This is a genomic window from Mycobacterium sp. Soil_C_30 (assembly GCF_057656995.1).
Genome location: NZ_JBDGJH010000001.1, coordinates 590038 through 611593 on the forward strand (window position 1 = coordinate 590038; position 21556 = coordinate 611593).

Below are 21556 nucleotides of genomic sequence, written 5' to 3' on the forward strand. Positions count from 1 at the left end.
CAGCTTGGCATTCTGGCCGACCGACTGCAAGCTCGTGTCATGGACGTTGATTGTGTGATCGTCGGTGGCGGCGCCGCGGGCCTCAGCGCCGCACTGGTTTTGGGCCGGGCCCGGCGCCGCACGCTGGTGGTGGACGCCGGACAGCAGAGCAACCGCGCAGCGCACGGGATCGGCGGGCTGTTGGGTTCGGACGGCCGGCCGCCGGCCGAGTTGTATGCCCGCGGCCGGGCCGAGCTGGCCGCCTATCCCAGCGTCGAGGTGCGTGACGGCGTGGTGGTTGATGCCCTCTCGGTCGGTGGCGGGTTCACCGTCGAACTGGCCGACGGTGCCCGCGTGAACACCCGCACCATCCTGCTGGCCACCGGAATGGAGTACCGGCCGATCCCGCTGCCCGGCGTGGACGAGCTGTGGGGCGCCTCGGTGTTCCACTGCCCGTTCTGCCACGGGTGGGAGGTCCGGGACAAGCCGTTGGCGGTGTGCGCCAACGGGGATCGCGCCATCCACACCGCCTTGTTGCTGCGCGGGTGGAGTGACGACGTGGTGCTGCTGACCAACGGCGCGGCCGAACTCTCCGAGGAGCAACGTGACCTGCTGGTCGCGGCCAAAGTCTCGATCGACGAGCGGCCGATCGCCGAATTGGCCGGCGTCAACGGTGAGCTGGACGCGGTGGTGTTCACCGACGGAGATCGACTGCCGCGCAGCGCAATGCTGGTTTCCACGACCATGCACCAGCGGTCGGCGCTGGCCCAGCGCCTGGGCGCGGAGTTCGCCGAGCCCGGACCCGTTGCCGTCGACGCGCTGAAAATCGATCCGTTCTGTCGCACCAGTGTGCCGGGGCTGTTCGCCGCCGGTGACGTGAGTGCTCAGATGCCGCAGGTGGCGGCTGCGGTGGCCGCGGGTTCGCTGGCCGGGGCCGCCGTGATGCAGACGAAGATGTCCGAGGATTTCGGACTGCCCATCCCACAGCCCAGGAGCTGACCATGCCGGAAAGCAGTGAAACACAGCAGATGTGGAACGCCATGTATCGCGAGTCGCCGCGGCGCTGGACCGGTGAGGCGAATGTGCGGTTCGCCGAGGTGGTATCGGCGCTGCCGCCGGGACGGGCGCTCGATCTGGGATGTGGGGAGGGGGGCGACGCCAAGTGGCTGGCCTCTCGGGGCTGGCATGTGGTGGCCGTCGACATCTCCGATGAGGCGCTGCGGCGCGCCGCCGAGGATGCCGGAGAGCTGGCCTCGCACATCGACTTTGCGCACCACGATCTGACGCAGACGTTCCCCGAGGGCGAGTTCGATCTGGTGTCCGCCCAGTTTCTGCAGTCCCCGGTGGACTGGGATCGGTACACCCTGCTGCGGCGGGCCGCCGCAGCCGTCGCCCCCGGTGGCACCTTCGTCCTGGTGGATCACGGCGCTGCGCCGCCGTGGTCGGCGCACAAGCATGCCCATCACGTCTTCACGACCCCGCAGCAGGTCGTCGACGGGTTGGCGCTCGACATGTCGATGTGGCAGGTGCTGCGCGCCGAGGTCGTGGAGCGCGAGGCCGTCGGTCCGGACGGCCAGCACGCTCACATACCCGACAACGTGATCGTGGTGCGGCGCACGGCCTGATGCGGTCAGGCGGCGTCGTGGAACACCAGGCCAAGGGTGAACCGGGTGCCGCTGCGAACCTCGGAGACGCCATGCCGAACGGGCGCGGCCGACCATCCACGCGTTGACGGCACCGGCCGGTCGCGGGTGGTGAACACGAAGCCGTGCCGCCACGGGATCTGGACGGCGGTCCCGCGTGACTGCGCGCGGGGCCGCTGTTCGACGAGCAGGAACTCGCCGCCGGTGTAGTCGACGCCCGGTTCGCTGAGATTGATCACCACTTGCAGGGGAAACACCAACTCTCCGTAAAGGTCTCGATGCAGTGCATTCCAGTCGCCGGCGCCGTACCGCAGCAGGAGGGCGGTGGGTTTGTCCTGCTGGGCGCGATGGCACATCCCCAGCCAGTCGTCGAGGGTGTCCGGCCACGGCGCCTCCCGGCCCAGCCGGTGATACCAGTCGCGGGCGATCGGAAGAAGCCCTGGATACAGCCGTTCTTTGAGGGACTGAATGGGTTCGGGGTAGGGCGTATCGAAGTAGCGGTACTGCCCGGACCCGAACCGGTGTCGCGACATGTCGATGGTGGCCCGGAACAGCCGGTCCTCGGCATAGAGACCGCGGAGCCTGGCCGCGTCGCCGGCGCTGACCAGTTCGGGCAGCAGGGCGCCGCCAGTGCGGTCCAACTCGTCGGCCACCTGCGCCCAATGGATGCTCATATCTCGTAGACGCCCCCGGTGTTCGGAATGTGAGGTCTGTCGAGGAACACTTCCGCGCCCGCGGAGGTTGTGACCTGAGACACCGCCGACGAGAGGTTCAGCCATGCCGACGATGACCAGTGACGAACGTGAAGCCTTCCTGGCCGAGAAGCGGGTGGGGGTGATCGCGGTGGAGCGGCCCGACCGGGCGCCGCTCTCGGTGCCGATCTGGTACGGCTACGAGCCTGGCGGCGAGGTGCTGCTCTGGACCGACGCCGGTTCGCTGAAGGAGCAACTGATCCGTGCGGCCGGGCGGTTTGCCATCACGACGCAGGTGGAGGAGCCGCCGTATCGCTATGTGACGGCCGAGGGGGACGTGACCGCCATCGAGTCGGCCACCCGCGACGTCGTCGAGGCGATCGCGGTGCGATATCTCGGTACCGAGGCCGGTGCGGAGTTCACCGATCAGAGCCTCGGCTCGACGTCGGTGGTGATCCGGATGCGCCCGCAGCGCTGGTTGAGCACGGACTACTCGAAGGAGTAGCTCGCCGGTCCCAGACACGATGACGTTTTGCCCTTTTCGGCCGGGGACCGCGGGGTTATCCGTCGCCGACGTACTTCACTTCGAGTGCGGGGCGTGTGTCCAATGAGAACCTCGCCGTCTAGGTCCGCCACCCGCGGGGGGCATCATCGGGCCGCTGCGAGATCGCAAAGACGGACGCGCGGATCGATGGGTTCATTAAGGGCCACCCCCGCCGCTTTGGAGCGCAAGTGTCACCACCACGACCACCGGAACTGTCACCGATGTCTTGGGAGATGTCAGCATCAATGTCAGTGGGGCCCGATAGTATTCGAACATGCTTTCGAATGATGCGCTCAACGAGGCGATGCTGCAGCTCAGCGCCGATTACTCGCTCCGAGAGTCCCGGATCCGGGCCTCGTGGGCACTCGTTGCACGCATGTACGCCGTCGACATGCAGTGCTGGCGCCCGAGAGCCGGCACTGTCGGTATGCGGGGCCACTGTGTGCGTCTCGGCGGCCTTGACACGGCCGGCATCGCTTCCGCCGCTAGGGGTCTCAACGGTCCCGGTGCGCACGGCCGCGCCCGCATGTCCGGCCGGCTACCCGGGCTGCACACCGGCCCCAGCCCTCCAGCGGAGGTCGTGCCCGTTCTTCGTCGACGATGAAGAGCATCACGTCACCGCCGAGAAACGACGGGCGGTGAACCGGCCATGCACTGGCGGTACGGGCGTTCGGGGCGAGTGCGGCTTGACGATCGCGTGCGGAGTGTCTGCCGGTCGATGTCGGGTGAGCGGCGTGCACCGGGCCGCTGCCGCGGGATGAACGGGACCGACGCGTATTGGTCTTTGACCGGCGTCAACCAGTACCTTGGGTGGGCGAACGAGTTGGCCGGGCGGCCGCGGGTGACCGACCGGTCCTGCAGAGGGGGAGGAGGGACGGTCGGCCATTCGAGGAAAGTCCGGACTTCACAGAGCAGGGTGATTGCTAACGGCAATCCGAGGTGACTCGCGGGACAGTGCCACAGAAAACAGACCGCCGGAAACGGTAAGGGTGAAACGGTGCGGTAAGAGCGCACCAGCATCCCGGGTGACCGGGGTGGCTAGGCAAACCCCACCCGAAGCAAGGCCAAGAAGGTCGCGTGGGGGCGCGACTGCGCAGACGCCCGAGGGTTGCTCGCCCGAGTCTGCGGGTAGGCCGCTCGAGGTACCCGGTGACGGTGTGCCCAGATGGATGGTCGCCACTGAGCGGCTCCGGAGACGGAGCCGCTCAGGACAGAATCCGGCTTACAGGCCAGCTCGTTCGCCTCTACAGCTTGCGCACGGACTTGTCGAGCTTGGCCAGTGCCTCCTCGACCTGCTCCCGCGCGTGATCGGCGAGCTCGTGCTCGCGCTGGAACAGCAGCCCGTAGGTGAAAGTGTCTTCGCCCGCGGCGTGGGCGACGTCGGCTTGCTGACTCAGATGCGCCCGGCTGACGTAGCTGTCCTGGTGTTCCCCCAGCAGCGTCTGGATCTCCTTGGCGGCGCCCGACACCTTGTCGGCGCCCAGTGCCGAGGCCGTGTAACGCAACCGCTTGGCGCTCTTACGGATTCGGTGCAGGGCCTCGTCGCGGTCCTCGGTGGCCTCATCGGCGGCCTTGGCGGCCTTGCGCACACGCTTGTAGGCCGAGTCGATGGTCACCGGAGACGCGTGCTTACCCTCGGCCGTCGTCGGCTCGGCCGTCACCAGCTCTTCGAGAGCATCGAGCAACCGGAAGTACCGGGACGTACGCATGGCCGCCAGCGAGCGACGATGCCCCACCTCGTAGCGTTTCTTGGCGCCCTCGACCAGACGTTCGCGCACCGGGCCGCGCACCAGTTCGGCGGGCAACCCGTCAAGTGCGTTCTCGTAGCGCTCGGCCAGTACCTCCGCATCGCGGGCCACGCCCAGGATGGCCGCGAGCGCGCGCAGTTCGTCGAGTACCCAGCTGTCGTCGGTCAGCCCGAACGACTCCTCGGACTCCTTGAGGAGGCTGCGCAACTTACGCGTCGTGACCCGCATCTGGTGCACCGAGTCCCACACATCGGCGCGCACCGCGCGGTCCCATTCGATCAGCTCAGCCACCTGCTGGGCCACGGCGCGGTGCACCGGATCCGCGGGCAGGGGCGCCTCGGCCTTCGGCTCCGCGCCGGTTGCGAGCACCCGCGCGAGTTTCGACCCCGAGCCGGCCGGGACGGCCCCGGCGTCGAGCAGCCGATTGCCCAGGCGATCCAACAGAGCAGGCTCCGCGTCGGGAGTCAGCAACTCCAGCTCCCACTCCCGCCACGCCTGCTCGTCGCCGCCGACCGCCCATGCGGTGACCTGGTCATCGCAGAATTCGGCCAGCGCGGTGCCGTCGCTGCCGTGCAGCAGCTGGATGTGGCGGGTGGTGCTGATCTGCGCCACCGGCGCCAACGGCCGGTCACGAACGATGGCCAACACCACGTCGAGCAGCTCGGCCGGCACCGTCTCGGTACCAGCATCCAGCGGTAACCGGACCTCCGTGCGAGCGTCCGCGCCGGCGGGCAGCTTGAGGTGCCAGCCCTCGTCGGCGCCACCGGTGCGCCGGCGCAACGTGATCTTGCGTGCCGCCAGGTCGTGATCGGCGGTGTCGAAGTACACGGCGTCCAACGACTCGGCCGGCGACAGCTCTACCCGTGCTACGGCCGACAGTCCGTCGAAGGACGGAGATACCGTCGATTCGGTCACGTCGAACTTGCGCTCGACTTCCTTGTGCCGGGTCGGTTTCGCGCTGGCCATGTCCACCTTCGCTCGTGCGTGCCTCCAAGAGTCTGAACAGAGTGCCACATCCAGGTGAACAAACAGATCCGGGCGATCGCGCCGTCAGCTGGCGATCTGTCGCCTGAACTCTCCGGCGTTGTCCCACGCTTGCCGCTCGGCCGCGAACGCCTCGGCCTGTTGGCGGCGGAACGCCGCGATGGGGTCGGCGTCGCGCTCCAGGAAAGCGAGGTAATCGGCCATCGAGAACTTGCCGTCGGTGATCGCGACATCGCCGCGGCCGGCGGCCATCTCCGCCCGCATGTCCAGCAGCTCCTCGGCACTCACGGGATAGAAGCTGATCCGGTCGAAGTACCGCAGCAGCCACGGCGTGCCCGGCTCGAATGACCGGGAATCGCGTGGGTGGCTGTGGTTCCACACCTGGGTGGTGCGTCCGACGAACTGGTAACCGCCCGGTCCCTCCATCCCGTAGATGCACATGTAGGCCCCACCGATACCCACCGCGTTCTCCGGTGTCCAGGTCCGGGCCGGGTTGTACTTGGTGGTGACCAGACGGTGCCGGGGGTCCAGGGGAGTGGCCACCGGCGCGCCCAGGTAGACATCACCGAGGCCGAGCACCAGGTACTCAGCCCCGTACACCACGTCATGAACCTCGGACACATCGCCGAGTCCGTTGATCCGCCGGATGAACTCGATGTTCCACGGGCACCACGGGGCATCGGCGCGCACGCCATGGATGTAGCGCTGGATCGCCTCGTGCGTGGCCGGGTCGTCCCATGACAACGGGAGCGACACGGTGCGGCTCGGCACCACCAGTTCGTCTGTCGCGGGCAGAGTCTCGTCGATGCCGGCCAGCAGACCGGTGATCTCGCCGATGCTGAGCCGGCCGGGGTCGAACTGCACCTGCAGTGACCGCACCCCGGGGACCAGCTCGGTGATGCCGTCGACACCGCGGGCACGAAGCTCCTCGTAGAGCACGTGCACCCGGGCCCGCATGGCCAGGTCGAGCACCATCGGCCCGTACTCGACGAGCACCCCGCCGTCACCGGCACGCCGCAGCGTCACTTCGGTGCCGTCGGCGGTGGCGTACCGGTTCAGCACTCCGTCGTCGGCGTCGCCGGCTTTCGACAGCACCAGCGGTAACGACGCCCGCCGGTCGACGTCGAGGCTGTGCACCGAGGGTGCCCGGTCGGCGCGCACCGGCACGAACCGCACCGAGTCGCCCGGCGCCAGCTGGCCGAGCTTCCAACGGTCACCGCTGACGACGGTGACCGGGCAGACGAAGCCACCGAGGCTGGGTCCGTCGGGACCGAGGAGGATCGGGGTGTCACCGGTGAAATCAAGTGCACCAACACAATAGGCGGTGTCGTGGATGTTCGACGGGTGCAGTCCGGCCTCTCCGCCGTCGCTGCGCGCCCACCGCGGTTTCGGTCCTTCGAGGCGCACGCCGGTGCGATCGGAGTTGAAATGCACGGTGTAGTCGGTGGCCAGCAGGGTGTCGATGTCGTTGCGGGTGAAGAACTCCGGTGCGCCGTGTGGTCCTTCGGTGACGGCCAGCTCCCAGCGATGACCGATGCTGGGTTGCTCCTCGATGGCCGCCCGGGCGGCGCGGTCCTGGCGCAGCTCGTGCGGGCCGGGGTCGGTGCCGATGGTCAGGTCGTCACCGGCGCGCAGCGCGCGACCGTCATGACCACCGAATGCTGCGAGGGTGAATGTGGCTGTGCTCTCGAGGTATTCGGGCTCGACAAGTCCGCCGGCGAACAACACGTAGCAGCGCATGCCCGGCCCGGTCATGGTGCCGACCTCCAGCGTGCCTCCCGCGGGAATCGAGATCGACTGCCACATGGGGGCGGGTGCCCCGTCGACGCTCACCGGCACGGGCGCTCCGGTGACACATACCCGGGCGCCGTCGGGGAACCGCAGACTCGGACCACTGCGGGTGCACTCCAGGCCGCCGACACCTTCGGTGTTGCCGAGCAGCCGATTGCCGATCCGGAACGACAGGTCGTCCATCGGCCCCGACGGCGGAACGCCGATGTGCCAGTAGCCGATTCGACCCGGCCAGTCCTGCACCGTGGTCAGCATTCCGGGGCTGACCACGTCGATTTTTGTGGTCATGAGCCGGTGATCACCATGCGCACCGGCGTGGGGTCGAAGCCGTTGCACGGATTGTTGATCTGCGGGCAGTTGGACACCAGCACCAGGGTGTCGGAGTCGGCGCGCACGGTCAGCGACTTGCCGGGGGCCGACAGCCCGTCGACGATACCGAGGGTGCCGTCGGCTTCCACCGGGACGTTCATGAAGAAGTTGATGTTGGGCACGATGTCGCGCTTGCCCATACCCCACTTCGAGGCCTCGGCGAGGAAGTTCTCGGCGCAGGCGTGCTGGTGCACGGTGTGGTGTCCGTACCGCAGGGTGTTGGACTCCTTGGAGCAGGCGCCGGCAAGGGTGTCGTGGTTACCCACCTCGTCGGAGACGATGGTGACCAGTGGGGTGCCGTCGGCGGCGCGCAACACCGAACCGGTGGTGAGGAAGATGTTGCCCTGGCCGGCGACGGTGGCCTGGCAGCTGTAGCGCTTGGACGGGTCCACCCGATCGGTGCCGGGGTGCACGCCGTAGAAGAGTGTGTCGACGGCCTGATTGCCGTGCAGATCGATGATCTGCAGCTGCTGGCCGGCACGCAGGATCGCAGACCACGGCGCGCAGGCGGCCACGACTTCATCGGAGATGACGGTGATTTCGGGGGCGAGTGTCATGGGGTGTCCTAGCTGATCGCGGCGGCGTTCTGGGCGCAGGCCCAGGTGCTCTCGGTGTTGAACAGGGCGCGTAGGTACTCGGGGTCGGTGCTCACCGGCGTGCGCAGTTCCTCGTCGGCGCGCCAGGCCAGGACGTCGAGCCCCGTCGTCTCACCACGCGGATCGAGCGGATGGGCCGCGTTGACCAACGCCACCACCACGGGCAGGTGGATCAGCAGGTCCACCGCGGCGCCCGGGCCGGCGGATCCGGTGAATTCCAGCGCACCGTCCTGCGCGGCCCGCACGCCCTGGAAGAACGACGCCGACGGGGCGACGTCGCGGGCGTCCATGCCGTGTTTGGCCGCAGCCAGCAGCATTGCGCTCTGCCCGGCGGGGGTCATACCGCACAGCAGGTCGTGGTGCCCGGAGGAGTCGGCGACGACGGTGGCCAGCACCCGACCCTGGTCGGACAACAGGGGGTGACCGGTACCCAGATAGGCCTGCCACGGCACCTTCATGGTGTCGGCCACGTTCAGCCGTTCCCAGTTGGCGTCGGCGCGGAACAACAGCAGGTGTGCGCAGGCATGGCCGTCGGGGTCGATGAGGCGCAGGCGGCTGCCGCGCCCGAGGACGCGGGTGGTGTAGGACCCGCCGGGAACGCTTTCGGCCCAGACCAACCGGGTGGGGTCGATGCCCTCGGGGGTGGCGGGGACCCGCATCTGCGCACCCGAGGCCTGTGACCGGGCATGCGATCGGGCGCCGTCGGTGGACGCGGTGCTCATAGTTCCTCCCTGACCGATTAACTGTCGGGTGAAAGTTTTGTGGCAGCGCGTTCCGGGGTCATGTCTGCGCTGTTACGTTCGCGTGACACTTTCTGTCGGTTGACAGGTAATGGGATCGGCGCAGGTGGCGCACCCTCCGCGGCATCGCCAATGCAACAATGTGACGCATGCGCACCGACGGCCGTGGGCGGCCGCGCCTGGAGCAATCGCGTCGTCCGGGCAAGACGGCCCGTGAGGAGATCCTCGACGCGGCCGCCGAACTCTTCACCACCCACGGCTACTCCAGCACGTCGACGCGCGCGATCGCCGATGCAGTGGGCATGCGGCAGGCCTCGCTCTACCACCATTTCGCCACCAAGGACGACATTCTCGACGCGCTGGTTGCCGGCACCGTCGACGCACCGTTGGTCCTGGCCCATGAGCTGCTGGCCGAATCCTCGCCGGCTGCCCCGCGGCTGCACCTTCTGGTGGTCAGCGACGTGACCCAGCTGTGCGGCAGCCGCTGGAATCTGGGCGCGCTGTACCTGCTGCCGGAGCTGCGAGTGGACCGGTTCGCGGGCTTTCGCGCCCGTCGCGCCGAATTGCGTGAGCACTACCGGCTGCTGGCCCGTCAGGTCATCGCCGAGTGTGCCGGTCCCGTCGACGCCGACGATCTACCGTTCCGGCTGGTCGAGACCGTGATCAACCGGCGCTCCGATGACAACGGGTGCCCGCCGGAGCAGCCGTGGGTGATCGCCGACGGCGCGCTGCGCTCGCTGGGCTGGTCGGGGGATTTCGACGCGCTTCGGCGGGGGACCGCTGATCGACTGCTCAGCCCACCGGCTAACGTCTCGGCATGACCTTCGAGACACTGCAGTTCGACCAGGCCGGCGCCATCACCACCATCACGCTGAACCGCCCCGAGGCCGCCAACGGGATGAACGACACCATGACCCGTGAACTCGCCGAGGCCGCCGTGCAGGCGGACACCGCCGAGACCAAGGTCGTGGTGATCACCGGTGCGGGCCGATTCTTCTGCGCCGGAGGCGATCTCAAGGCGATGGCCGCGTCACCGCTGGGACCGGGTCCCTTCGTCAAGGGCATCGCCGACGATCTGCATCGCGCCGTCTCGACGTTCGCCCGGATGGACGCCGTGGTGATCACGGCCGTCAACGGCGTGGCCGCCGGTGCCGGTTTCTCGTTGGCGATCAGCGGCGACCTGGTGCTCGCCGCCGATACCGCGGCGTTCACCATGGCCTACACCAGAGCGGGGCTGAGCCCCGACGGCAGTGCGTCGTATTACCTGCCGCGGCTCATCGGTGTGCGGCGCACGCAGGAACTGATGCTGACCAACCGCACCCTGTCGGCGGCCGAGGCTCATGCGTGGGGCCTGGTCAACGAGGTCGTCGAGGGTGCGGCACTGGCCCGGCGGGCCGCCGAGTTGGCCGACCAGATTGCTTCTGGCGCAAAACAATCCCACGCCGCCGTGAAGAAGCTGGTGCTGGCTTCGTTCGGCAACGACATCGAGACCCAGATGGCGCTCGAGGCCGACCTCATCGCGGAGAACGCCGACGGACCCGACGGTGGAGAGGGGATCGACGCGTTCCTGAACAAACGCGCGCCCAGGTTCGCCTGAGCCCGCGTCGGTTCGGGTTCGGGGGCTAGAAGGAGTGTTCTTCGGCGGGGAAGGTACCGCTGGCCACCTCGGCGGCGTATTCGGTTGCCGCGCGGCGCAACTCACCGCCGACATCGCCGAAGCGCTTCACGAACTTCGCGGTGCGGCCGGAGGTCATCCCGGCCATGTCCTGCCACACCAGTACCTGGGCGTCGCAGTTGGGGCCCGCACCGATACCGACGGTGGGGATGGTCAGCTTGCCGGTGATCTGCGTGGCCAGTTCGGCGGGCACCATCTCCAGCACCACGGCTACGGCACCTGCCTCGGCCACGGCAATGGCGTCGTGGATGGTCTGCTCGGCGGCGTCACCGCGCCCCTGCACCTTGAAACCGCCCAGGCCGTTGACACTCTGCGGGGTGAAGCCGATGTGCGCGATCACCGGGATGCCGGCCTGGGTCAGGGTGGCGATCTGGTCGGCCACCCGCTCGCCGCCCTCGAGTTTGACCGCGTGGGCGCCGGTCTCCTTCAGGAACCGCGTCGCACTGGCCAGGGCCTGCATGGCGCCGGCTTCGTAACTGCCGAAGGGCAGGTCGGCGACCACCAGCGCGTGCGGAGCCCCCTTGACCACACCGCGGACCAGCGGGATCAGTTCGTCGATGGTGATGGGCACGGTGGTGTCGTAGCCGTAGACGACATTGGCCGCGGAATCACCCACCAGGAGAACCGGGATCTCGGCCTCGTCGAACACCCGGGCGGTGGAGTAGTCATAGGCGGTGAGCATGGACCACTTGTGGCCTTCGCTCTTCCAGGCCTGTAGATGGTGCGTGCGAACCTTGAAGCGCTTCTTGGGCTGATCGGAGGCAGCGCCATAAACATGCTGCTCTTGCATTCCGGCTTTTTCAGACATCACTGTCCTCTGCGGTGGTCGGTTCGATCCTCGAGGCCCATCAGGGTCCCCGGGTCTGCTGACGCCACCAGTCTGCCAGCCGGGTCCGTTCACGTGAACTGCAAGTTAAGTGGAGTTCCTCACACCCTTCGCTTCTTGGACATACGATCGCCGGATGCAACGGCTCAGCGGGCTCGACGCCAGCTTCCTCTATCTCGAAACTCCGTCGCAGCCCTTGCACGTGTGCTCGATCCTGGACGTCGACACCTCGACGATGCCGGGCGGATACACCTTCGAACGTCTGCGCGACGAACTGGTGGTCCGGATCGCGGCGATGCCGGAATTCCGCGACAAACTGGCCGACAGCCGGTTCAACCTCGATCACCCAGTGTGGGTGGAGGACAAGGACTTTGACGTCGACCGGCACCTGCACCGCATCGGGCTGCCCGGTCCCGGCGGACGGGTGGAGCTGGCCGAGATCTGCGGGCACATCGCCTCGCTGCCGCTGGACCGCTCCCGCCCGCTGTGGGAGATGTGGGTGATCGAGAACGTCGCGGGCACCGACGCGCACGCCGGTGGCCGGCTGGCCGTCATGACCAAGGTGCATCACGCCGCCGTGGACGGGGTCACCGGAGCCAACCTGATGTCCCAGTTGTGTTCCCCCGAACCCGACCCGCCTGCGCCGGATCCGGTGCCGGGTTCCGGCGACGCCAATCAGCTCGACATCGCCGCCCGCGGTCTGGTGCGGTTCGCCAACCGGCCGGTGCACCTGGCCACCAAGGTGCTGCCCTCAACGGTCACCACGGTGGTCGACACGGTACGTCGTGCTATCAGCGGTTCGGCGATGACGAGCCCGTTCACCGCCCCGCAGACCGCGTTCAACGCCAACGTGACCTCACACCGCAATGTCGCCTACGCCCAGCTGGACCTCGAGGACGTCAAGAAGGTCAAGAACCACTTCGGGGTCAAGGTCAACGATGTGGTGATGGCGCTGGTCTCCGGGGCGCTGCGGGAGTACCTGCTCCAGCGCGACGAACTGCCCGACAGCTCCCTGGTGGCCATGGTGCCGGTGTCCGTCCACGACAAATCCGACCGCCCCGGCCGCAACAAGGTGTCGGGGATGTTCGCCAGTCTGTACACCACCATCGCCGACCCGGCCGAGCGGCTGACCGCCATCGCGGAGGCGACTTCGGTTGCCAAGGAACACAGTTCGGCCATCGCGGCGACACTCCTGCAGGACTGGTCGCAGTTCGCGGCGCCCGCGGTGTTCGGCGTGGCGATGCGGGTCTACGCCCGGTCGCGGCTCACCGAGGCGCGCCCGGTGCACAACCTGGTGCTGTCCAACGTCCCCGGTCCGCAGGTGCCGCTGTACTTCCTGGGATCGGAAGTCAAGGCGATGTATCCGCTCGGGCCGATCTTCCACGGGTCCGGGCTCAACATCACGGTGATGTCGCTGATCGGCAAGCTGGACGTGGGCTTGGTCTCCTGCCCGGAGTTGCTGCCGGACCTGTGGACGATGGCCGACGACTTCCAGGTCGGGATGGAAGAACTGCTCGCCGCGGCCAACCGCTGACAGCCGCACCGCCAGATGGCGCGCCTACCAGCGCCTGAGCGGTTCCGGGCTGGGCTCATGGCAGCATATTGCCCATGAGCAAGCTCGCCCGTCGCCGTCCTCTGCGTGCCACCTTGATCGGGGTGACGATCGCGGGACTGGTGTTCGGGGCGGCCGGGTGCAGCAGGCAGGTCGACGGCCAACCGACCGCGGCGGGCGCCCGTGCGGGTGCACCCGTGGCCTGGGAGGCCTGCCAGTTCACGGAGCCGTCGCAGATCGAGCTGCCCGAAGGCACCGAGTGCGGACTGTTGGCAGTACCCGTGGACTACGACGAGCCCGACGGTGACGCGCTGGACCTGGCGCTGATCCGGTTCCCCGCCACGGGAGAGAAGATCGGCTCGCTGGTGTTCAACCCGGGCGGGCCGGGGGAGTCGGGTATCGAGGCCGCGTTCGGCTTGCTGCGCACCCTGCCCGACGAGATCCGGGAGCGTTTCGATTTCGTCGGCTTCGACCCACGCGGGGTCGCCTCGTCGAGCCCGGCCCTGTGGTGCAACTCCGACGCCGACAACGACCGGCAACGCGCCGAACCGCTCATCGAGTACACCCAGGAGGGCGTCGACCGCCTGAACCGGGACACCGAGGAGTACGTCCAGCGGTGCATCGACAAGATGGGCACCGAGTTCCTGGCCAACGTCGGCACCGACAACGTCGCACGAGACCTCGACCGCATCCGCGAAGCGCTCGGTGAGGAGAAGCTGACCTTCCTGGGCTACTCCTACGGCACCCGGATCGGGTCCACCTACGCCGAGCAGTTCCCGCAGAACGTCCGCGCCATGATCCTCGACGGCGCCATCGATCCCAACGCCGACCCGGTGGAAGCCGATATCGCCCAGGCGAAAGCGTTCCAGTCGGCGTTCAACGACTTCGCCGCGGACTGCGCCACCAACCCGGACTGCCCGCTGGGCACCGACCCGGCGAAAGCCGTTGAGGTGTACAAGGATTTGCTGGCCCCGTACGAGCAGACGCCGGCACCGACCCAGGATCCGCGCGGCTTGTCGCACTTCGATGCCACCACGGCCACCATCATGGCGCTGTACTCACCGGCGCTGTGGCGGCACCTGACGCAGGGCCTGTCGGAGTTGCGCGACGGGCACGGCGACACGCTGCTGATCCTGGCCGACATGTACATGCGCCGTGACGGCAACGGTCACTACACCAACGCCACCGACGTCCGGATGGCGGTGAACTGCATGGACAAACCGCGGATCACCGACATGTCGGTGCTGGTGGACGAAGACCGCAGACTGCGCGAGGCCGCGCCGTTCCTGTCGTTCGGCGAATTCACCGGTCTGGTCCCGGAACCCACGTGCAACCTCTGGCCGGCCGAACCCACCAGCGAACCGCACGAGCTGTCGGTGCCGGACCTGCCGGCGACGCTGGTGGTCTCGATCACCGGTGACCCGGCCACGCCCTACGAGGCGGGGGTGAAGCTGGCCGATCAGCTCGGCGGCGGGCTGGTGACCTTCGACGGCACCCAGCACACCGTGACGTTCCAGGGCAATGCCTGTGTGGACGACTACGCGACGCGCTACCTGATCGACGGGGCGATGCCGCCGCCGGACGCCAAGTGCTGATGCGCCGTGGTTATTGATACCGGAGCGTGACCCGCTCGGGTGCGACGCCCGCGGGCGGGCATGCGACGATGTGTCGCATGCGTCGTTCCTTGTTCTCGGGCTCGATGCTGCTCTCGATCGCTCTGCTGGCCGGCATCACTGCGCCCGGTGCGCAGGCCGAGCCGGAACCTGTTGCCACACAACACGTTTGGGCAGACTGCACGCAGTTCGGGTACGGCGTCGACGTGCTGCCCACCGCACAGTGCACCACGGTGCCGGTGCCGGTGAGCGCGGACAACCCCACCGGTCCCCAGGCGGAACTGGCGGTGATCCGCATCCCCGCCAGCGGCACCCGGATCGGTCCGCTGTTCGTCAACCCCGGTGGGCCCGGCGCCTCGGCGGTCGACACGGTGGCCGGTATGGGCCGCGCTCTGGCGGGCAGCCCGATCGCCGAACACTTCGACCTGGTGGGCGTCGACCCCCGCGGGGTCGGGCACTCCACACCGCAACTGCGATGCCGCACCGACGCCGAATTCGACGCCTGGCGGCGCGATCCGATGGTCGACTTCAGCCCGGCCGGGGTGGCGGCCATCGAAGCTCAGTACCAGCAGTTCGCCGACCGCTGCGCCGAACGGATGGGAACCGACTTCCTGGCCGGCGTCGGCACGGTCAACGCGGCGCGTGATCTCGACACGGTGCGGCAGGTGCTCGGCGACGAGCAGCTGAACTACCTCGGGTTCAGCTACGGCACCCAGATCGGCACCTCCTACCTCGAGCAGTTCGGCCAGCATGTGCGCACGATGGTGCTCGACGGTGCGATCGACCCGGCGGTGCCGCCGATGGACGAAACCCTGCGCCAGAACGCCGGTTTCCAAACGGCGTTCAACACCTACGCCGCCAACTGCGCGCGGTCGGAGGGCTGCCCGTTGGGTCAGGACCCGGCGCAGTGGGTCAGTCGGTACCGCGCGCTGGTGGACCCGCTGGTGCGCCAACCAGGCCGGACCGCCGACCCGCGGGGGCTGAGCTATTCCGACGCCATCATCGGCACCGGCAACGCGTTGTACACCCCGCGCTACTGGGATTACCTGACCAGCGGGCTGCTGGGACTGCAGCGTGGCACCGAGGCCGACGACCTGCTGGGGCTGGCCGATCTGTACCAGGGACGCGATGCTGCGGGCCACTACCGCAACAAGCAGGACGCCTTCAACGCGGTGCGCTGTGTCGACGCGCCGGTACCGCAGGACCCGGCCGCCTGGGCGGCCTTCGACCTGCGGATGCGTCAGGTGGCGCCGTTCCAGTCCTACGGTGCCTTCACGGGTTTCGCGCCGCGCGACATCTGCGCATTCTGGCCGGTGCCGGCCACGTCGGCGCCCGCACCGGCGCCGGCCATGCCACCGGGCAAGGTGGTGGTGGTGTCGACGACGCGGGATCCGGCGACGCCGTACCAGGCCGGGGTGGATCTCGCCGGCCAGTTGCAGGCGCCGCTGATCACCTTCGACGGGACCCAGCACACGGTGGTGTTCAACGGGCAGCAGTGCATCGACACGGCGACGGTCAACTACTTCGTCGACCAGGTGCTGCCACCTGCGAATCTGTTTTGCTGAGCGCAGCCGACTCACCGCCGTAACACAGAGTTAACAGGTCTTGCATACGCTCGCCGTCATGGATCGCCAGAAGGAATTCGTGCTGCGCACATTGGAGGAACGGGACATCCGTTTTGTGCGGCTGTGGTTCACCGATGTGCTCGGATTCCTGAAGTCGGTGGCGATCGCGCCCGCCGAACTGGAAGGCGCTTTCGAAGAGGGCATCGGCTTCGACGGCTCGTCGATCGAAGGTTTTGCCCGCGTGTCCGAATCGGACACGGTGGCCCGGCCCGACCCGTCGACTTTCCAGGTGCTGCCCTGGACCACCAGCGGTGGAGATCACCACTCGGCGCGGATGTTCTGTGACATCACCATGCCCGACGGTTCACCGTCGTGGGCCGATTCGCGCCACGTGCTGCGCAGGCAGCTGGCCAAGGCCAGTGACCTGGGCTTCTCCTGCTACGTGCATCCGGAGATCGAGTTTTTCCTGCTGCAGCCCGGTCCCTACGACGGCAGCGTGCCGGTGCCCGCGGACAACGGCGGCTATTTCGACCAGGCCGTGCACGATTCGGCCCCCAACTTCCGGCGGCATGCCATCGACGCGCTGGAGCAGATGGGCATCTCGGTGGAGTTCAGCCACCACGAGGGTGCGCCGGGCCAGCAGGAGATCGACCTGCGCTACGCCGACGCCCTGTCGATGGCCGACAACGTGATGACCTTCCGGTACCTCGTCAAAGAGGTGGCCCTCGGCGAGGGAGTGCGTGCGTCGTTCATGCCCAAGCCCTTCGCGGAGTACCCGGGCTCGGCCATGCACACCCACATGAGCCTGTTCGAAGGCGAGACCAACGCCTTCCACAGCGCCGATGACCCGCTGCAGCTCTCCGACGTCGGCAAGTCGTTCATCGCCGGCATCCTCGAGCACGCCAGCGAGATCAGCGCCGTCACCAACCAGTGGGTGAACTCCTACAAGCGCCTGGTGCACGGTGGCGAGGCGCCCACAGCAGCCTCCTGGGGCGCCGCAAACCGCTCCGCACTGGTTCGTGTGCCGATGTACACGCCGAACAAGTCGTCCTCACGGCGCGTCGAGGTGCGCAGCCCCGACTCGGCCTGCAACCCGTACCTGACGTTCGCGGTGCTGCTGGCCGCCGGCCTGCGCGGGGTCGAAAAAGGTTACGTGCTGGGGCCGCAGGCCGAGGACAACGTGTGGAGCCTGACCGCTGAAGAACGGCGCGCCATGGGCTACCGCGAACTGCCCAACAGCCTCGGCAACGCCTTGGAGGCCATGGAAGGCTCCGAGCTGGTGGCCGAAGCCCTCGGCGAACACGTCTTCGACTTCTTCCTGCGCAACAAGCGCACCGAGTGGGAGACCTACCGCAGCACCGTCACCCCGTTCGAGTTGAAGACCTACCTCAGCCTGTAACGGCTCCCCGCCCGGCAGGATTGCCGAACCGAGGGGCGGTTGCGTTACCGTGCTGACGTGCCCGCGTCCAAACCTGCCTCGCAGCGCCCGAAGCTGCCCAGCGTAGGGCGGCTCGGCCTGCTGGAACGCACCGCGCAGTCCGACCTCACCCGCCTGGGCTGGGACACCGACGCACACATCGAGCTGCTGTGGTCGTTGTCGCGGGCTCCCGACGCCGACGCCGCGCTGCGTGCCCTGGTGCGACTGGCCGACGCCCTGGGCGCCGAGTGGGACGAACTCAACACCGCGCTGCTCAAAGACAAGGGACTGCGCGGCAGGCTGCTCGGGGTGCTCGGCTCGTCGCTGGCGCTCGGTGATCACCTGGTGGCCAACCCGAATTCGTGGCGGCTGCTGCAAGGCGCCACCGCGGGGCCGATCACGCTGCCGTCGGCCGACGAACTCAAGCGCACGTTCCTCGAGGCGGTGTCCCACGTCACCGCCCAAACCGCCCCGGCGACAGTGGTTCCCGTCCTGCGCACGCTGTACCGGGACCACCTGCTGGTACTCGCCGGCCTCGACGTCGCACCTACGGTGGAGAACGAACCGGTACTGCCGTTCCCGACCGTCGGCGCGCACCTGGCCGACATGGCCGACGCCGCGCTGACCGCCGCCCTGCATGTGGCGACCACCATCGTCTGCAAAGGCGACACCAAGCCACCGCGGCTGGCCGTCATCGCCATGGGCAAATGCGGTGCGCGGGAACTCAACTACGTCTCCGACGTCGACGTCATCTTCGTCGGTGAGACCGCGGACGGCACCGAGACGCGGGTGGCCGGGGAGATGATGCGGCTGGCGTCGGAAACCTTCTTCGAAGTGGATGCCGCCCTGCGGCCCGAAGGCAAACGCGGCCAGCTTGTGCGCACCCTGGAATCCCATATCGCCTACTACGAGCGCTGGGCCAAGACCTGGGAGTTCCAGGCCCTGCTGAAGGCCCGGCCCGCCGTCGGTGACGCCGAACTCGGCGAGCAGTACATGGCCGCGCTGATGCCGATGGTCTGGACGGCATGCGAGCGTGAGGATTTTGTGGTCGACGTGCAGGCCATGCGCCGCCGCGTCGTGGAACTGGTGCCCGCCGATGTGCGCAGCCGCGAGATCAAACTGGGCACCGGCGGGCTGCGTGACGTCGAATTCGCCGTGCAGCTACTGCAATTGGTGCACGGCCGCAACGACGATTCGCTGCACGTCACCTCCACGGTGGACGCGCTCGCCGCGCTGGGTTCCGGAGGATATGTCGGCCGCGACGACGCCGCCAACATGACAGCCTCCTACGAATTCCTGCGGCTGCTCGAGCACCGGCTGCAGCTGCAACGCCTCAAGCGCACCCACATGCTGCCCGCCCCCGACGACGACGAGGCACTGCGCTGGCTGGCCCGCGCCGCGCATGTCCGCCCCGACGGCCAGCACGACGCGCTGGGGGTGCTGCGCGAAGAGCTCAAGCGCCAGAGTGTGCGGGTCTCGCGTCTGCACGCCAAGCTGTTCTATCAGCCGCTGCTCGAATCCGTAGGCAACGCAGTCGATTTCGCTTCCGGTCTGAACAACGAGGGGATGTCCAGCGAGGCCGCCGAGCGGCAGCTGGCCGCACTCGGCTACCAGGCGCCGCGCAGCGCGCTGACCCACCTGGCGGCGCTGACCAGCCAGGGCGGCCGGCGGGCCCGGGTGCAGACCGTGCTGCTGCCGACCCTGCTGGACTGGCTTTCCGACACCCCCGATCCCGACGCCGGGCTGCTGGCCTACCGCCGGATCAGCGAGGCGCTGTCCGACGCGCGGTGGTACCTGTCCAGCCTGCGTGACGAGAGTGCGGTGGCCAAGCGGCTGATGCACGTCCTGGGCACCTCGGCGTACGTTCCCGATCTGCTGATGCGCGCCCCGGAGGTCATCCAGTCCTACGCCGACGGGCCCACCGGCCCCAAACTGCTGGACGTCGAACCCGAAGGCGTGGCACGTTCTCTGGTCGCTGCGGCGGGGCGGTACTCGGACCCGGTCAAGGCGATCGCCGCGGCGCGCACCCTGCGCCGGCGTGAACTGGCCCGCATCGCCTCGGCCGACCTGCTGGGCATGCTCGATGTGCGCGCGGTGTGCAAGGCACTCACGTCGGTGTGGGTGGCGGTCCTGCAGGCGGCGCTGGAAGCGGTGATCCGCGCCAACACGCCCGCCGACGGCATCATCCCGGCGAAGTTCGCCGTCATCGGCATGGGCCGGCTCGGCGGCGGTGAACTGGGCTACGGATCCGACGCCGACGTCATGTTCGTCTGCGAGCCCGTCGACGGGGTCGAGGAGAACCGGGCGGTCAAATGGTCGACGTCCATCGCCGAGCAGGTGCGGGCGCTGCTGAACACCCCGAGCGCCGACCCACCGCTGGAGGTGGACGCCAACCTGCGCCCGGAGGGGCGCAGCGGGCCGCTGGTGCGCACCCTGTCGTCCTATGCCGCCTACTACGACCAGTGGGCGCAGTCCTGGGAGGTCCAGGCGCTGCTGCGGGCCCACCCGGTGGCCGGTGACCTCGAGCTCGGGCACCGCTTCCTGCTGATGGCCGACAAGACCCGCTATCCGGCCGGAGGTGTCTCCGAGGCCGCGGTGCAGGAGATCCGGCGCATCAAGGCGCGTGTCGACGCCGAACGGCTGCCGCGCGGCGCGGACCCCAACACCCACACCAAGCTGGGCCGCGGCGGGCTGGCCGACATCGAGTGGACCGTGCAGCTGCTGCAGTTGCGGTTCGCCCACAAGATCCCGTCACTGCATAACACCTCGACGCTGGAATCGCTGGACGCCATCGGCGCCGCGGAGCTGATCGCCGAAGGTGACGTGGACCTGCTGCGGCAGGCGTGGCTGACCGCCACCCGTGCCCGCAGCGCGCTGGTGCTGGTGCGGGGCAAGCCCACCGACCAGCTGCCCGGGCCGGGCCGTCAACTCAATGCCGTGGCCGTGGCCGCCGGTTGGCACAACGACGACGGCAGCGAGTTCCTGGACAACTACCTGCGGGTGACCCGGCGGGCGAAGGCCGTCGTGCGCAAGGTCTTCGGGGGCTAGCTCGGTCGCCGATGCGGCGACGAAGGAGCCGGGGAGGTAGGGCCGAGCTAAAGGGGGTCAGCTCGGTCGCCGATGCGGCGACGAAGGAGCCGGGGAGGTAGGGCCGAGCACGTTTCGTAGAGCCCTCGATGATATGAAGATCGGGTGCGGTTCACCCACGATGCCACCAGCGACGTCGAGTACGAGCGTCAGCGCGCGTACTTCGAGCCCTTCACCGACGCGGTGCGCGACCTGCTGGACGCCACCATCCGAACCGAGGTCGGCGAGGACGCCATCCGGCAGGCGCAGGCCGCCATCGAGGCCGTGACCGCCACGTTGCGCGCCCAGCAGATCGACGGCGCCTACGGCGTGCGGTTCAGCGCCGAAGGCCGCAGCCGGTCCTGGGGCAACCCGGTGATCGGGCTGCGCAACCCGATCGCCCCGCCGCTGGTGATCAGCCGCGACGAGCAGGACCGGTGTGTGGCCGAGTTCGAACTGGGCGCGGCCTACGAAGGTCCGCCGGGGCACGTGCACGGCGGCATGTCCGCGCTGGTGCTCGACCACATCCTCGGCGAGGCAGCCAGTGGGGGACTGACGAAGCCGAACTTCACCGGCACCATCTCGTGCCGCTACGTGCGCGCCACGCCGCTGGGCCGGCTGCGGGCCGAGGCCTACATCGACCGGGTCGAAGGCGTGAAGACCTACGCCCGCGGGTTCATCGCCGACGCCGACGGGGTGTGCGTGGAAGCCGAGGGTGTGTTCATCACCCCCGCTTGGGCGCGCGAGGTCAGCTGA

Annotated in this window: 17 protein-coding genes and 1 other RNA gene; 12 read left to right on the forward strand and 6 right to left on the reverse strand. The window is 68.4% G+C overall.

The genetic code is table 11. The features are described 5' to 3' along the window. Positions 1–39: 39 nt before the first annotated feature. Positions 40–978 carry an NAD(P)/FAD-dependent oxidoreductase gene (locus tag AC3A6P_RS02685; protein ID WP_487687993.1) on the forward strand — a complete coding sequence of 313 codons (939 nt, stop codon included), beginning with the start codon at positions 40–42 and terminating at the stop codon, positions 976–978. 2 nt (positions 979–980) lie between these two features. After that, positions 981–1604, forward strand: coding sequence for a class I SAM-dependent methyltransferase (locus AC3A6P_RS02690; RefSeq protein ID WP_487687995.1), 624 nt, complete (start codon positions 981–983; stop codon positions 1602–1604). Between the two features lie 5 nt (positions 1605–1609). On the opposite strand, the gene AC3A6P_RS02695 is transcribed toward AC3A6P_RS02690, so the two are convergent. Next, positions 1610–2296 (reverse strand): 2OG-Fe(II) oxygenase, encoded by a 687-nt coding sequence (locus tag AC3A6P_RS02695; protein ID WP_487687997.1) that lies wholly within the window; start codon positions 2294–2296, stop codon positions 1610–1612. A 103-nt stretch (positions 2297–2399) separates the two neighbouring features. On the opposite strand from AC3A6P_RS02695, the gene AC3A6P_RS02700 reads away from it, so the two are divergent. Together AC3A6P_RS02700 and rnpB are read left to right on the forward strand one after the other, a co-directional pair. Continuing rightward, a complete protein-coding gene (locus AC3A6P_RS02700) occupies positions 2400–2819 on the forward strand; it encodes a pyridoxamine 5'-phosphate oxidase family protein (protein ID WP_487687999.1) in 420 nt (139 codons plus the stop codon). 858 nt (positions 2820–3677) lie between these two features. Beyond that, an RNA gene (rnpB, locus tag AC3A6P_RS02705) (RNase P RNA component class A) lies at positions 3678–4099 on the forward strand. A 3-nt stretch (positions 4100–4102) separates the two neighbouring features. On the opposite strand, the gene AC3A6P_RS02710 is transcribed toward rnpB, so the two are convergent. From AC3A6P_RS02710 to AC3A6P_RS02725, 4 genes are all read right to left on the reverse strand, one after another. Beyond that, positions 4103–5578 (reverse strand): CYTH and CHAD domain-containing protein, encoded by a 1476-nt coding sequence (locus tag AC3A6P_RS02710; RefSeq protein WP_487688002.1) that lies wholly within the window; start codon positions 5576–5578, stop codon positions 4103–4105. 78 nt (positions 5579–5656) lie between these two features. Continuing rightward, a complete protein-coding gene (locus tag AC3A6P_RS02715; RefSeq protein ID WP_487688004.1) occupies positions 5657–7669 on the reverse strand; it encodes a 5-oxoprolinase/urea amidolyase family protein in 2013 nt (670 codons plus the stop codon). Then, positions 7666–8307, reverse strand: a complete 642-nt coding sequence (locus AC3A6P_RS02720; protein ID WP_487688006.1) for an urea amidolyase associated protein UAAP2 — start codon at positions 8305–8307, stop codon at positions 7666–7668. Before AC3A6P_RS02720 ends, AC3A6P_RS02715 begins: the two co-directional genes overlap by 4 nt. Before the next feature lie 8 nt (positions 8308–8315). Beyond that, positions 8316–9068: a DUF1989 domain-containing protein gene (locus tag AC3A6P_RS02725; protein ID WP_487688009.1), complete on the reverse strand. Its 753-nt coding sequence runs from the start codon at positions 9066–9068 to the stop codon at positions 8316–8318. Between the two features lie 167 nt (positions 9069–9235). On the opposite strand from AC3A6P_RS02725, the gene AC3A6P_RS02730 reads away from it, so the two are divergent. Both AC3A6P_RS02730 and AC3A6P_RS02735 read left to right on the forward strand, forming a co-directional pair. Continuing rightward, the gene (locus AC3A6P_RS02730) at positions 9236–9907 is read left to right on the forward strand and encodes a TetR/AcrR family transcriptional regulator (RefSeq protein WP_487688012.1); all 672 of its coding nucleotides are present in this window, start codon (positions 9236–9238) and stop codon (positions 9905–9907) included. Next, on the forward strand, positions 9904–10683 hold the full coding sequence (locus AC3A6P_RS02735; protein ID WP_487688014.1) for an enoyl-CoA hydratase/isomerase family protein: 780 nt from the start codon (positions 9904–9906) through the stop codon (positions 10681–10683). Before AC3A6P_RS02730 ends, AC3A6P_RS02735 begins: the two co-directional genes overlap by 4 nt. Positions 10684–10708: 25 nt before the next feature. Here AC3A6P_RS02735 and panB read toward each other — a convergent pair whose 3' ends face one another. Continuing rightward, on the reverse strand, positions 10709–11551 hold the full coding sequence (gene panB / locus AC3A6P_RS02740) for a 3-methyl-2-oxobutanoate hydroxymethyltransferase (protein ID WP_487688159.1): 843 nt from the start codon (positions 11549–11551) through the stop codon (positions 10709–10711). A gap of 172 nt (positions 11552–11723) precedes the next feature. Between panB and AC3A6P_RS02745 the strand changes: the two genes are divergently transcribed. The 6 genes from AC3A6P_RS02745 (at position 11724) to AC3A6P_RS02770 (ending at position 21556) form a co-directional block, all read left to right on the forward strand. Further along, a complete protein-coding gene (locus AC3A6P_RS02745; protein WP_487688017.1) occupies positions 11724–13121 on the forward strand; it encodes a WS/DGAT/MGAT family O-acyltransferase in 1398 nt (465 codons plus the stop codon). Positions 13122–13195: 74 nt separating this feature from the next. Further along, positions 13196–14734, forward strand: coding sequence for an alpha/beta hydrolase (locus tag AC3A6P_RS02750; protein ID WP_487688020.1), 1539 nt, complete (start codon positions 13196–13198; stop codon positions 14732–14734). 77 nt (positions 14735–14811) lie between these two features. Next, positions 14812–16317: an alpha/beta fold hydrolase gene (locus AC3A6P_RS02755; RefSeq protein ID WP_487688022.1), complete on the forward strand. Its 1506-nt coding sequence runs from the start codon at positions 14812–14814 to the stop codon at positions 16315–16317. 58 nt (positions 16318–16375) lie between these two features. Further along, positions 16376–17716, forward strand: coding sequence for a type I glutamate--ammonia ligase (gene glnA / locus AC3A6P_RS02760; RefSeq protein WP_487688025.1), 1341 nt, complete (start codon positions 16376–16378; stop codon positions 17714–17716). A gap of 57 nt (positions 17717–17773) precedes the next feature. Then, positions 17774–20782 carry a bifunctional [glutamine synthetase] adenylyltransferase/[glutamine synthetase]-adenylyl-L-tyrosine phosphorylase gene (locus AC3A6P_RS02765; RefSeq protein WP_487688028.1) on the forward strand — a complete coding sequence of 1003 codons (3009 nt, stop codon included), beginning with the start codon at positions 17774–17776 and terminating at the stop codon, positions 20780–20782. A gap of 144 nt (positions 20783–20926) precedes the next feature. Beyond that, positions 20927–21556 (forward strand): PaaI family thioesterase, encoded by a 630-nt coding sequence (locus tag AC3A6P_RS02770; protein ID WP_487688030.1) that lies wholly within the window; start codon positions 20927–20929, stop codon positions 21554–21556.